Genomic DNA, 15328 nt, shown 5'->3' with positions numbered 1-15328 from the left:
AGGGTTTGTGAAAGCTGGCTCGAATCCGAGACTAGACTTGTAGGGAATAAAATCCTCCCCCACCAGTCAAGAGTAGTGTGTATGGCTGAATCATCGTCGATAGGCTCGTCTTCTAAACCGATACAACCCAGTGACGAAAATGCTGAAGCTGACTCAAAAGGATTAGAAAGTGCAGACAGCTTAGAAGGTGTAAAAGTCCCAGACAACAACGCACAATACGTGGTCATGCAAAATGGCAAGCCAGTATTTGTCGATTGGCCTTGCCCAACCTGCGTAATGGTGGCGCCTGCAGGCGGCTCAGATACTAGCTTGGAGATTTTCCCGTCAGGCTACACAGTCCAACCGATGGGGCAGTTTATTGATGAGGCTTCTTTTGCCCTGCTTGGTTTGAGTGAGCAAGAGTTAGCGGACATACAGCAGCAAATACTAGCCGGCGCTGATCCCACTGACATTCTTGCACCTCCAGCGGCGGGTAGCTCCGGCGCTGGAAGTAGTGGTGGGGTAGGGAGTTCTGGTGAGGCGGCCAACGGCGGCTTTGTCGTTATCAACTACAATGGCGATTCAACCTTGGCTGAAGCGGGATTTGATACCCGCTTCGAGCGCGGGGAAGAGACTGCCGAAGATGAAACACCGCCTTTGTTTGCGGCTTCCGGCGGTCAATCAGGTTCCATGCTGCTTACAGAAGCAGACTTTGTGCCGAATACCTATCCTTCCGAGTCTTCCACTCAAGTGATAGTAAGTGCTGGCTCGCTACCGCTTGATCCTGATTCGTTTACCTTCGATCCTGTACAATTGTCTGACTTGCTGGCAGAGCTCAATACTGAAGTGACTGCCAGCGGGCAGCCTGTTGTTTTCATTTTCGATGTGAGCAGTAATGCGATTATTGGTACCAGCAATGGCAATACGGTCGTGACATTTCAAATATCAGCTGAAACGGGCGGCAGGGATGTCACAGTTACCGTATCAACATTGCTTGAACAGCCGGTTGATCATATCGCAGATGGAGGTGGTGGCAGGGTTACCAATATTGATGATGCGTTAACAATATTACTGCCATTACAAGGTGCTGATTTAGCAGGAAACCCGCTAGGTGCCCCCTTGCAGGTGAGCTCTGTCATTGTTGACGGAGAAAACCCACTATTTGGCTCTGATGAGGGCACTGTCATCGACGAGGCTGACTCTCTGGGTATTGATATCGAAGGGGAAGTCCCCTTGGGTGTGGGCAGTGATGAGATCAACACTGTGGTGTTTGATACTGACCAGCCTGATTTGGAAGGTATTACCAGTAATGGCTTTGAGACCACGGTATCGGTTAATGGCAATCAGCTTGAAATGGTGGATAGTCGAGGAGAATTAGTACTCACTATTACTATCGATACCGATGGTTCTTACGTCGTTAACCAGATGCAGCCATTTGACGAGCTTAATCGTGCCGAGTTGGTGCTGCAAGTCGCTGTTACTGCGACCGATTTTGATGGCGACAGCACTGACGGCACTGTCGTGTTGATCAGTATTGACGGCAATAGCCCCCCTGGCGGCGAAACCGGCGAAATCACTTTTGTCGAGCCCGATCTGCAACCCAATAATTATCCGGGCAGTGGGCAAGATACCATTGAACTCACACCGGGGGTCGACCGCCTGGACCCCGATACCGTCACTATTGATGAATTAGAGCTCGATAACCTTATCAGCGAATTAGAGCAAGAGCTGAGTTCAGGCGGAGAACCTCTTACTTTCACCTATGACGATGCAACGGATGTGCTATCGGGCGTAAAACCGAATGGTGAGGTGGCTGTCACCTTGACCCTGAAATCTGTTCAAAGCGCCGATGGGCTGGGGATCACCATTACCGCCGATTTGGTTCAATTACTACCGCTCGATCACTCAATCCCAGGTAATAGTGAAGGCTTCGTTTCTGTCAACGGGGAACAGATCGTCGTGACCGTGCCTATTCAGGCCAATGATACCGATGGTGATTTTCTCGACACGCCAGCGGTACTCACGACCACCATCGTTGATGGTGATATCCCCGCCTTTGGCGCAGATACCGGCGCAATGATCACCGACCCTGACAATACCCCTCCGGATCAGGTAAGTACTGACGCCGGTGCCATTGAGTTAGATATCGGCAGTGATGCAATTGCCAGCGTGGTGTTTGTTGATAGCACCGATTTAGCGGATTTGATTGCAGGCTTTACCAGCAATGGTGAGCCAGTTAGCTACCAAATTGATCGGAACCAACTGCAGATATTCAATAGCCAAAATGAAGCCATTCTTACTGTTACCATTGCCAACGATGGTACTTATACTCTTGAACAAAGTGATTCGCTAGACCAGCCGATTGATACTAATCAGTTGGTTCTGACTGTCGATGTAAGAGCAACAGATGACGACGGCGATACCGACGACAACCAGATTGTCCTGACACTCAATGATGGCTCCGATCCTGCTGGTGGCGAAAGTGTTGCTGTGGCAATGATTGAGCCTGATCTTGAACCCAGCAATTACCCTGGGTCTGTTGAGGCAACGTTGAATATCGTTGCGGGTGCAGACAGATTGGAGCCGAGTTCGATATCCCTAGACCCGACCCAGCGCGATGATGTGATCGCTGACCTGCAAGCGGTGCTGAGCTCAGCAGGCGAAGCGTTGGCGGTGACCTATGATGAGACCAGCGGACTACTCGAAGCCCGCCTACCTGGTGATACTGGTGATACTGGTGATAGCTTGGTGCTAACGGTTGAGATTAGCAGCGTACAGGCAGCCAATGGCGATGATCTAACGGTATCGGTCATCGCTACTCAGTTTCAGCCCCTTGATCATCTTGATACGGCCATCGATTCTCCCTATATCACCAGTAGCAGTGAAGAAATCGTGCTTACTTTGCCCTTGATGGCAATGGATACTGATGGTGACGATCTCTCTCAGCCCCCCAGTGTTTCGGTGACGATCACTGATGGTGAGTTTCCGGCTTTGGGAGATGGTGCCGGAGTGACCCTCGATGAAACCAGTGACGCTAACCAGGTGGTTGAAGGGGCGATCAGTATTGATATAGGCAGTGATGATATTGCCTCTTTGCTATTTACTGACACACAGGCCGCACTGAGTTTCACCAGCGATGGCAATCCGGTCAGTTTAGTGGTTGGTGGCACGCCTGTAGGCAGTGAAATTACCTTGGTGGATTCTCTGGGTAATACCATCTTGCTGGTGACTATTAACAGTGATGGCGAGTTTGAGGCAACGCTTAGCGGCACACTGGATCATACCGACAGCAACAGTTTGGTGGTGCCGCTGGATGTCGTGATCACCGATAACGATGGCGATCAGGCGCCGGGGCAAATTGCTATTACTATTGATGACGGTGATGACCCTGCGGGCGGCGGCACGATTGAGGTTGAGTTTACTGAGCCTGACCTTTCGCCACCCAATCAAGCCCCGAGCGAATACCCGCTCACCGAGCAGCAGCTTGAAGTGATTGTCGCAGGATCAGATCGCTTGGTGCCGGAATCTGTCCAGGTTGATCCAGACCAACTGGCAGCGATTATCGCAGAACTAAATAGCGAGTTGACCTCTGGCGGTGGTGGGGTACTGACGTTCAGCTATGATGTGGCAACGAATACCTTAGCTGGCGTTTTTGGGGATGGCACTCCGGTGCTCACTATCGTGTTTACCCCGGTACAGTCCGCTAATGGCCAGGATGTCGATCTGACCATGACAGTGACCCAATCGGCTCCGTTGGATCACAATACAAATGGTAACAGCGAGGGGTTTGTATCGGTCAGCGGAGAGCTGATAGCGGTTAACCTTCCCTTGCAAGCCACAGATGTCGACGGTGATAACCTAACGACATTGGTCAGCGCGGTGGCCTCCATTACCGATGGTCCAATACCGGAATTGGCTGAAGGCAGCAGTATTACGGTCAACGAAACCGCTGATATTAACACACCGACACCGGGGCAAATTGGTGTCGATGTGGGCAGTGATGAGGTGGCATCGATTAACTTTACTGATGAGCAACCTGCTTTTGAGGGGGTATTGAGCGACGGCCTTCCGGTGCAGTTCGAAGTGGTCGGTGGCAATACCCTCAATGCCTTCATTGAAGTTAACGGTACCCCGCAGGCTGTGTTTACGGTAGTCATGACACAGACAGGTGACTACACCCTTACCCTCAACAACAACCTCGACCACCTTGTTGATGATACCCTATCACTGCCGTTGAATGTGCTGGTTACCGATGATGACGGCGATACCAATACAGGTGTTATTACACTCAATATCGAAGATGGCGATGATCCTGCCTTTGGCAATGACTCTGGTTTAGCTCTCAATGAAGGTGCCGACGGCCTCTCATCGGGAACTGGCAATATCGAAGTCATTCAAGGTAGTGACGATGTCATCTCTGTTCTTTTTTCTGCCGCGCAACCTTCTCTAAATAACTTAACCAGCAATGGTTTTGAGCTGATATCTAGCGTAGATGGCAATCAAATTACGGTTGTAAGGGCTGATGACCCGAATATTGTGGTGCTGGAAATCTCGATTGATATCAATGGGGGTTACAGTGTCACTCAGCTGCAGCCTTTGGACCAAATAGATGCTTCAGATCTCGCAACACTGGATTTAGCGGTAGAGGTAACAGATCGAGACAATGACACAGCATTGGGTTCTATTACGGTAACGATAGAAGACGGAACGGATCCTGCCGGAGGAAATACGGCACAAATTGCTTTCACCGAGGGCGATCTGACGCCCGATGACAGCGATTCTGGTGGTGAACAGGGTTACCCCGTTTCTGGAGATGCGGCGATCACGATCGCCGCCGGAGTCGATAGGCTAGATCCAGATACGCTTGATATAGATCCTGCCCAACTCGCCACTCTACTCGCAGAGTTCGAAGCGGAAATTACCGCAGGTGGCCTTCCTGTTTCTGCAGCATGGGATGCGACTTCGGGCACTCTCACTCTTACTGCTGGGGGAGAAACAGTACTGACAGCAGTGATCACCGCGTTGCAAAACGCCGATGGCGAACAGGTTGATATCACCACTACAGTGACTCAGTTACTGCCATTAGATCATAATGGAACCGACAATACCGGTTTGGTGCGCCAGCAAGACGACACCATAGTGTTCGACTTGCCGATTCAGGTGCAAGATACCGATGGTGATTTCCTTATAACCCCTGCACTTATCACGGCCACCATTACTGACGGAACCGATCCGGAAATTGACACCATTACCTCGGTGACTGTACTGGAAAGTGATATTGATGAAGGAGGCGATTTCCACCCGGGCTCAAATCCAGATGGCGATGGGCAGGTGGCGACGGGCACTATTACGATTGATTCTGGTTCGGATGAAATCGTCAATTACCAAGTCGATGTCGATGCATTTAATACTGCCAATGCCGGTACGCTAACGGCAGGCGGGCAACAGGTTACCTTGGTGTTCAACGCCACTAACAATACCTATGAAGGCCAAGTTAACGGTGTGGTTATTTTCATTTTGGCGTTTAGTGCAACGGGCACCGCAGCCGATGATAGCTATAGCTTTACCTTGCTGGGCGCGCTGGATCATGTTCAGCCTGAGAATGACACTGAGCTGACGATTACGTTCTCGGCGACTGCGATCGACCAAGATGACGACGCTAGCGCTGCTGTCACCTTTGCGGTAACGATTGAAGATGACATCCCGCAAACTCAAGATGTGGCCTTCCAATCTATTGAAGAGGGGGAATCGACAGAAACCCTGGATGTACTCACGGTGCCAGAAGAAGGGGCCGATGATGCCGAAGTCACTGCGGTCATTATTGAAGGTGTGCGGCAAGAGCTGACAGGCACACCGGATGCACAGGGCTTCTTCAGTTTTGATGTCAACCAAGACGGCCAATTGCTCGGCCAGTTACTGATCACTACCGAAGGGCAAGTGCTGTTCAATTCGCTATCCGATCTCGACCATGGTGCTGAGCCGATTGTTGCCAATGTGGATTTTGAAGTCACTGATGGTGATAACGATATCAGTCAAAGCACGTTGACGATCACCATTACCGATGAAGAGCCGACCTTGGTGGTGCAGCCTTCAGAAGGGGTCGAAGATCAGGGGCGTAACCCTGATGAATCTTTGGGTGATCCCACCACAGGGATCCCGATCAATATGTCGATTGACATCGGCGATGCGGATCGCGGCGAGCAGATCGGCGATGTGTTTATCATTCTTCCCGCCGATCCCCACGGCCAATTCTTTCTCAACGGTGCCGAGATTGTGCCAGCCGGAGGACAAGTTCTGATCGACCCTGCTGCATTTGTCGATCCAGATGGCGATGGCGTGTTTGAGCTGCAAGGCGTTACTTTTGTGCCAGAGCCTGATTATTCCACCCTGTTTGAGCCAAACAATTTTCTGGACTTCACTGTGACTGCCGAAGTGGTGACCAGCGATGGGGTTAATCAGCCGCTGCAAGATGGCACCTTGTCTATCAGTGTGCTGGGCATTGCCGATCAACCGGCTTTTGCTGATACTGCGGTATTTTATTACGGCGACGGCGAGGAAGACGGCGATAACATCAGTCTCAGCGAGTCATTCCAGGCGCTGCTGCAAGATACTGATGGCTCTGAAGAGTTGACGTATTTCATCACAATTACCGAAGGCCAAGCCCAGATCATTGGTGAGGGGATCACTGAAGTAGAGCCGGGGGTGTTTGAAGTGCCAGTCACGGCAGTAGACACCATAGAGATAGATCCTATCGATAACTTCAGCGGCGATATTCGCTTGAATCTCACTGCACAAAGCACCGAGCTTGGGCATTTTGTACCGGGCTCGGAAACCGCAGCAATTACCGAAGAAATCCTGATCAATGTTCTGCCTGTTGCCGATGATGCCCAACTGAAAGTGAGTCGGGTTGAATCCCTTGAGGATGAGCCCATTGCCCTAGCTCCGCTTATCGAGCTGACTGAGCTGGATGATCTCGATGATGACTTCGGGGTTGAAACCTTGTTTGTGCGTATTTCAGAGCTACCTGATGGCGCGCAGTTGTCACAAAATGGCACTGTGCTGACCCCTGATGCCAGCGGCGTGTATGAAATTCTCTATGAGGAGTTGGATCAGGTCGTGCTGCTCCCGGTACCGGAAAGTAATGTCGACTTTCAAATCAAAGTGGAAGGGGTCGTTAAGGATGTGGTCGATATTACCCTTGAAGACGGCACGGTCGACACTGTCGAAGACGTATTGGTCACCCCCGAGCAGTTTATCGAAGTGGCACTGACCGGTGTGGTAGACGAACCTGAATTTGAACTCGGTGGTAGTAACTGGACCGAGATTATCGGCAGCGAAGTGCCCGGTATTGAAACCACGATAGATGAAGATACCGATGCGGTTCTCGATTTCAGCTTGGTCTCGGGGGAAATTGCCAATGCGCCGCTGGATGAATCCGAAACCCTGACTTTTGTGGTGTCCAATATTCCTGAAGGTACCCGAATTTTTGATGCTGAGGGCAACGAGCAAACCTTGGTCTTTGTGGGGTTTGATGATGACGGCCTCCCTCGCTATGAAGTGAAGCTGACCGGGGAAGATATTGGCGACCCTGACCAACCTGTCGCTATCAGTATTCGCCCTACGGAGAACAGCACAGAGGATATTGTGCTCGATGCCAATATTGTGGTGACAGAAAACGATGGTGACCAAGGTGAATTTGAGTTCCAGTTGGTGATCCATATCGAGCCCGTGGTCGATGCCGAGGACTACGCTAGGCAAAGTAACGGGTTGGAAGATGAGCCGATTAACCTTAACTGGCAACCGGTATTGACCGATAGCAAAGAGCAAATTACCGGCTTGGTGGTGAATAATATCCAAGCGAATTACGGTTTGCAGATTAATGATGGTGGCACGATTACCACATTAGCGGTTGATGCAACAGGTTCAGTCACGTTAACCGAAGCACAATTGACCCAGTTGTTGAACGGGGCGCAGTTGCAACTACTGGCACCGGAAGACTCCGACTTAAACCTGACAGGCGCATCGGCGATTACTACTGAGGTGACGGTGACTGAAGTCGATGTCGACTCGCCGGCAACTGATGTCCAAGTGGTCAATGGTACTTTGGATGTCATCATTCAGGCTGTGGTTGAGCCGGATGCCGAGATAGGCGTGATCCCGACAGGTACTACGGACTTTGTCGATACAATTGTGTCTATTGATGGCAGCTTGGATCTTGGTGGTGGCCCTGACTCTGATGGCCAGATCGTATTTGAAGATCTCGATCCGAGCAGTGATGAGATCATCTTGTCTATTGTGATCACCTTCCCTGATCCCGAAGCCGACTTCGTGGTGATCGGCGGTATCAACAACGGTGATGGCAGTTGGACAGTGCCGCAAGGCAGTTTGGATGATATTCAGATCCTCGCCCCCGCCGACTTTACGGGTGAAGTAGTGGTGGCGATTGCCGCCGAGGTGCAAGATCAGAGCGACGATGTCAATCCTAGCACCACTGAAATCGTCAACAGTACGCTGACGATTGATTTCCTAGGTAATGCGCTCAACGACCAACTGGCGGCTGATATTGTTGTTGATGACAGCATTATCGTCACGGGTGAGGAAGATACAGCGGTGAACCTAGGGAATTTCCTCAACCAAATTGTTAGCCTCAGTACAGTTGGCGAGAACCAGGGAGATGATGAGTTTTCCTTGGTGATCAGCGCAGCGAGCCTGCCAAACGGCGCGACTATCTCTGGCATGGACTTTAACTTTGTCACTGGTGAGTATGTGATCAAAGTGCCCGTGCAGGGCGATGGCAGTGTCGATCTGTCTGGCATCACATTGAACCTTCCCCAGGACTTTGCCGGTGACTTCCTGTTGGATGTGAAATACGTCAACACCGACACCGAAAGTGGTGATTTCAACGAAGTTACCGACACGATACCTGTCCGGATAGACCCGATTGTTGATGTTCCCGAACGCACAGGGGACAACGAGCGTGTGCCGGATATTGGTGTGTCGGTGGTGGAAACTCAGGGGCTCGATGCCGATCGCCAGCCTGTTGAAGACGGCGAGCCGGAGGTTATCTATCCCGACATAGCCTACGAAGATGGCACCATTATTTTGGATGTCACCGCCACGGTCGCCGATATCAGCACGACAACCTTGGAAGGGCTTGAGACCATCGAACAAGCCGTGATCAGCGTGGGTAGCTCCGGTGGCTTCTTGCTCAATGCCGCGGGAGAGCAGGTCACTAGCCTGATCATTACCGACAGCAGCGAGCTCAGTGCTATCCAATATGTCCCGCCGCAGGACTTCAGTGGCGATGTATCGCTCGATGTCTCGGTGACGCTTGTTGATACCGCTGAGTATGACGAAACGGCCGGGGCAACGATTCAAACTGATACCGCCAGTTTTGACGGCAGCATTACTTTCGAAGTGATTGCGGTCAACGATGAGATTAACTTTATTGGGATCGAAACACCGATTGAAGGCGACGAGGACAGCGGGTCGATCAGCTTTGCCGGAATTAGCGGTAATGTCGTCGATATTGATGACTCTGAATCAATCTTGTCACTAAAAATCGTTAATGTGCCCGAAGGGTTTATCATCAGTGGTGCAGACAATAACGGTGGAGGAGAGTGGAGTGTGGCTGTTCCGCCGGGTAGCGATTCTTTCGATTTGAGTAGCCTTGGCCTTATTCCTCCGAAAGACTTTAGTGGTTCGGTTGAGCTAGGGATTGTGGTTTTTTCCAAGGAAGATAGCCTGGATCTGCCAGTCGAAAACACGGCAAACTTTACTGTCGTCGTGAATCCGATAGCTGATAGGGTGGATATTGATGTCCCCCCAACCGCAGAAGGCACCGAAGACGACAATATCGACCTTGTCCTCAATATTGAAGCGTTTGATGACAGTGATAGCTACACCGGGACAGGCACAAATGTGTCGGAAAACCCGCCTGAAACCTTGCAGATCCAAATCAGTAACGTACCCGATTCAAGCCAAATTGCCCTGCCGGATGGGGTAACGGGCACGTTAACGGAGCAGGGCAGCGGAGTGTGGCTGGTCACGGTCGATAGCTCGGATTTAGACCGCTTGGTGTTTATCCCTGGCGATGCCAACAGTGACAATTGGAATGGCCAGCTGGACTTGGAAATCCGTGCGGTAGACCAAACCGATGTGGCAACGGATGATATTGCCCAGTTCGTGACGATTAACCTAGATATCGAAGCCGTTAACGATGCGCCGGTAAACCAAGTGCCAGTCAGCCTTGAAGTCGATGAAGATAACGTACTGCTAATCAATAGCCTGCAAGTAACCGATGTGGATGTGGATGAAGTCAGCGAAGGAAACATGTCCGTAGTGCTTGAAGTGGATAACGGCATATTGTCCCTGCCCGCAGGTGCGCCTATAGGCAGCTTGGTGATTACTGGTGATGGCAGCCAGACAATGACTTTGGAAGGCTCAATCACTGATATCAACACCTTGCTCTCTTCTGGTATCAACTACCAGCCTGATGCCAACTTCAATGGCGATGACAGTTTGCTCATGACCACTGACGATCAAGGGAATACCGGTACAGGCGGCCCGCTGCAAGATAGCGATAGCGTTCCAATCACGGTGAACCCCATTAATGATGCCCCAGAGCTTCCAACCACAGGGGATCAGACTGTGGAGGAAGATTCACCGTTAGTGATTAACGGCCTTAACGTCACCGATATCGACTTCGACGAGGCGGGTAGTAGTGGAGTGATGACAGTGACTGTCTCGGCAAACAATGGCAGCTTGACGGCAGTTGAAACCGCTGGTGTCACCATCACTGACAATAGCAGTGCCGCTGTCACCTTGGAAGGCAGCCTTGCCGATATTAATGCTGCCTTAGCGGCTGGGATCACCTACCTCGGTAACCCTGATTTCAAAGGCGATGACGTGATCACTGTGGTTGCCAACGATAATGGCAATGTGGGGGCGGGTGGGCCGCAGCAGGCGATCTCTACGATTAATGTCACGGTTACCCCTAAACCTGAGCCACCGACACTGGAGTTAACGGTTCCTCAGCTAGCAGATACGCGGGCTGTACTAGGTACTTTGGTGCCCCTTCTGGGGTTGGTAGTGATCCCCGCTGATGCCGATGAAGCCCTTTTTGTTGAAGTCCGCAACCTTGGCGCCGGAAGGTTGGTTGATAGCGCTGGTACTGAAATCGGCACTGATAATGGTGATGGTAGCTGGCGGGTGGCAAGCAGTGAGCTCGACAATATTTTCGTGGCAGATCTTTCCGAAGGGGCAAATAGCTTGACCCTAGTTGGTATCTCGCAGGAAATCGATGGCAGTGAGGCCGAATCGACCGAATTGCTGATAGGTGTTCGTATTGATGATCTCGCTAACACGGGTAATGAAGTTGGCGCGGGGGATAACGATGGTGAGAACCTTGTTGTTGGTAGCGATGCCAATGAACGTTTGTTGGGAGGATTAGCAGATGACATCTTAGTGGGGGCGGGTGGCGGCGATGAGCTACTTGGCGGTGCTGGGAACGATGAACTGTGGGGCGGTGAGCTCAACGGCAACGGTGATGGTGCCTCTGATGTCTTCATCTGGCAGTCTGGGGATATATCCACTTCCGGTACGCCGTTTACCGATACAGTGAAAGACTTCGAAATCAATCTGGATCAGCTCGATATTGCAGAGATCTTGCCGGATAACGGCATAGAGGATCTCGATCGCCTGCTCAATAACATCACGGCTGGTATCGATGCTGACGAGACAGTGAACTTATCAGTGGCGGTGAGCGATACCACCCAGCAGAATATCGCGGTAGAAAACATCGATGTCGCGGCACTAGGGCTAGGAACAGGCTCTACCTCAAATGAAATCATCAATGAGCTCTTCAACAATGGAGTGTTTATTGTGGATTGATTAGCCCAATAAGCGAATGCCTATTAATAATTTTTGGTAAGGGGGGAGCTGGTAGATTGTACTTTTCGCTAAATGCCAATAAACAACGGCCTAATATAAATAGGCCGTAAGTGTGATTGCATTGGAAGCAGTCATTATTATTAGAGTGACTGTCGGTACAATTGGATGACTTGCTGAGGAGTCATGGGGTGAGGATTCCCTCCTGCACATGGATCACGCATTGCATCAGGAACCCACTCCAGAATATCGCTTTCTTCAACGCCTAATTCAGCGAATCCGCAAGGTATTCCTACTCGCTTGTTTAGGGCTTTCATTGCTTCAATAGCTGCGAGACTTGCTTCTTCATTACTCATGTCTGAGGTATCAACACCCATCGCGCAAGCAACTTTAGCAAATTTATCAACACGATAAGGGCGGTTAAACTCACAAACAATAGGCAATAATATTGCATTACAAACGCCATGGGGTAAGTCTTTGTGCGCACCGGCTGGGTGAGCCATGGCATGAACCATGCCGAGGCCAGCGCTATTAAATGATAAGCCTGCAATGAATTGGCCATGCGCCATCATTTGTCGAGCTTCAACATCCTCACCATTATCAACAGCAGCTGGTAGATACTGTGCGATGAGCTTGATTGATTCTAATGAGGCGTAATCAGTTAAAGTATGTGCCCCGGCGGAAACATAAGCCTCAATGGCATGGGTTAGTGCGTCAATTCCTGTCGCCGCGGTGATTTCTTTTGGAATATCCAGCATTACACTCGGATCATTGACTGAAATTTCAGGGATGATTTTATCTGAAATGATGACGTGTTTTACCCGAGTGGCAGTATCAGTGATCACGGCGTTGCTTGTTACTTCTGCAGCGGTACCCGCCGTGGTGTTGATGGCATACAGTGGCGCACCAAGCTTGTTTACCATATCAACACCATTAAACCTCGAGATTGGACCTTCGTTTGCCGACAAAATACGAATAGCTTTGGCAGTATCAATAGCACTACCTCCGCCTAACCCGATAATGTATGACGCCTTGTTGGTTACAAAACTATCAAGTGCTTGATTGACCGTGTTTGTATCTGGGTTAGGGCGAATATCGCTAAACAAGGTGAGGTTGAGCGAGCTTTCAAGTAGCTTATTGGCAAAGCCAAGCTCAACCATCGCAGGATCGCAGATGAGTAACCCCGGTTTATTACTGTGTTCCGTCTTGAGGCGATTAATCAGCGCTTCAATAGCCCCTATTCCTGATAGGTTTATCTTTGGGAAAGCGAGTGTAAAAACTGACATATTTACCTCACAAGTCGAATTCTTGTTTTAAAGTTTCCATATCTTGCCTTGATACACCTTCAGGTTGAAAACCCGAAGCAAGACACATCAGATATAGCTTGGCACCTTTGTTTGCGACATCAATATAATCAAAGGCTTGAAGAACATCATCCCCAGCAGCAACTGCTCCGTGTTTTTCCCAAATTGCGACGTCGTGATCCAGCAAGGACTCTGTTGTTTTATCAGCTAGCTCTTCGGATGAAGGTAGGCAGTATGGGATCATACCAATCCCTTTGGGTACGAAGGCTCTTACTTCCGGCAACATTTGCCAACATGAGTGTGTAAACAACTCACTACTTTTAGAGATATCGGAATGATGAGACAGGGCGATAAGTTCTAGTGGATGAGTATGTACAACGGTCTTGTGAGGAGACCCTACTGCGCGTTTGGCTTCTAAAATTTTCACGTGACTAATAAATTCAGATGTTGGGGCAAAAGAGTCGGATGCAGTCCCACCCCAAAGGATCTGAAAACCGGTTGCCTGGTCATTTATTTTTAGAATACACCCAGCATAATCAGCATTCCTTAGCTCACGGATGCGTTGCCCAGTGCCTTTTACATAGTAAACGCGATTAGCGCAGCTTGATGGGTACTGGAATGGTAACGGTTTTACTGGAGAACCTGAGTCGACGGAACCATAGATATCTGTTAAATCAATAGAGATATTCCCACCATTACGCTCCGCCCATTCTCTTTGCCATAAATACTGTGAAACTTCCGTTACCTTATTAATTTCGCTTTTGACTGCTTCATTTAGTTCAAACATTTGTGTTTAACCTTTTTATTCAATTTGTGTTAAGTGCTACAGCCTCACATGGAGGAGGCAAAGTGAGCTCAGGGCTCTCTTTACCTCTGTGTGTGCTTTGGGGTTAGCGCATTTGATTGACTGTCGCTTCATAGTCCTTAACGTCACGCATCCAGTCGAAACCTAGAGGTACATGGTTTTGCGTGCAGTAGTAATCCCAGACGGCAGCCCACGGCAATGAATGGCTTTCTTCTGTGAGACCTAAGCGTGTGGTGAAATCAAATGATGCCTCGGCAGCTTTTAATTTCGCAGTTGGTTCAAGTAATGCTTTAAGCAGCGCTTTTTGTGCATTGCGAGTACCAATGACCCATGCGGCAATTCGGTTGATGGAAGCGTCGAAGAAATCCAGGCCAATAGCCACTCGGCTCAGTAAATCGTTACGAACGATTTCACGCATGATGGCTTGAGTTTCATCATCGAATGAGACAACGTGATCTGAATCCCAGCGAACTGGACGTGTCACATGCAGTAAGAGATCTTGAACGTAAATAGAGCAAGCGCTGATTTTATCGCTGATCATTTCGGTTGGGTGGAAGTGGCCTGCATCCAAGCAAAGGGCTGTACCTCTTGTTGCGGCATAAGCTAAGTAGAACTCATTGCTCCCTACGGTATAGGCTTCTGCTCCAATACCAAATAACTTACTTTCGACTGCATCCTTGTGAAATGCCGGATCTATTTTTTCTGATAACGCTTTATCTAATGAATCAGCAAGACGCTGGCGAGGTAGTAAGCGATCAACCGGTTGATCTTTCATGCCATCGGGAATCCAAATGTTCATAAAAGAGGGGCTATCTAGCTCTCGGCCAAAGTACTCGGAGATTTTACGGCTGGCTTTTACATGCTTAATCCAAAAGTTACGGATGTCTTCATCTGGGTGTGACAATGTCAAACCATCATCGGCTTTTGGGTGAGAAAACAATGTTGGGTTGAAATCTAGCCCTAAACCCTGTTGCTTCGCCCATTCTACCCAGCGTGCAAAGTGTTCAGGCTTGATTTCATCGCGTTCCACTTTTTCATCGCTATCGAGATAGATTGCGTGCAGGTTAACGCGCTTTTTCCCTGGAATAAGAGAGAAGGCCTTTTCCATATCTGCTCGCAATTGATCTGGTGTCGTTGCAGCCCCAGGGTAATTCCCGGTCGCCTGAATACCTCCACTAAGTGCTACGTCGGGAGATTCAAACCCTTTGACATCATCTCCCTGCCAGCAGTGCACTGAAATGGGGGTGGCATTCAGTTGTTGTAGCGCTTCATCGGTATTAACTCCAAGCTCTGCAAAAACGCGTTTAGCGTGTTGATATGCTGCTGTGATATGTTCTTTGTTCATCTTGTC

4 protein-coding genes are annotated in these 15328 nt (G+C 49.8%); 1 reads left to right on the top strand and 3 read right to left on the bottom strand.

The genetic code is table 11. The features are described 5' to 3' along the window. Nucleotides 1–81 precede the first annotated feature (81 nt). A complete protein-coding gene (locus ACXAGQ_RS21410) occupies nucleotides 82–11871 on the top strand; it encodes a retention module-containing protein (RefSeq protein ID WP_475256574.1) in 11790 nt (3929 codons plus the stop codon). A gap of 140 nt (nucleotides 11872–12011) precedes the next feature. Here the strand turns inward: ACXAGQ_RS21410 and ACXAGQ_RS21405 are convergent, their stop codons facing one another. The 3 genes from ACXAGQ_RS21405 to ACXAGQ_RS21395 all read right to left on the bottom strand — a co-directional run bounded on the left by ACXAGQ_RS21405 (nucleotide 12012) and on the right by ACXAGQ_RS21395 (nucleotide 15322). Continuing rightward, a complete protein-coding gene (locus ACXAGQ_RS21405) occupies nucleotides 12012–13154 on the bottom strand; it encodes an iron-containing alcohol dehydrogenase (RefSeq protein ID WP_475256573.1) in 1143 nt (380 codons plus the stop codon). A gap of 7 nt (nucleotides 13155–13161) precedes the next feature. Continuing rightward, on the bottom strand, nucleotides 13162–13959 hold the full coding sequence (gene rhaD, locus ACXAGQ_RS21400; protein WP_475256572.1) for a rhamnulose-1-phosphate aldolase: 798 nt from the start codon (nucleotides 13957–13959) through the stop codon (nucleotides 13162–13164). A gap of 103 nt (nucleotides 13960–14062) precedes the next feature. Then, nucleotides 14063–15322, bottom strand: coding sequence for an L-rhamnose isomerase (locus ACXAGQ_RS21395; RefSeq protein ID WP_475256570.1), 1260 nt, complete (start codon nucleotides 15320–15322; stop codon nucleotides 14063–14065). Between the last annotated feature and the right edge of the window lie 6 nt (nucleotides 15323–15328).

This window comes from Photobacterium sp. ABD4_091 (genome assembly GCF_056160145.1).
Note: the sequence above shows the minus strand (reverse complement) of the source record. Positions and strands in the feature narration are given on the sequence as shown.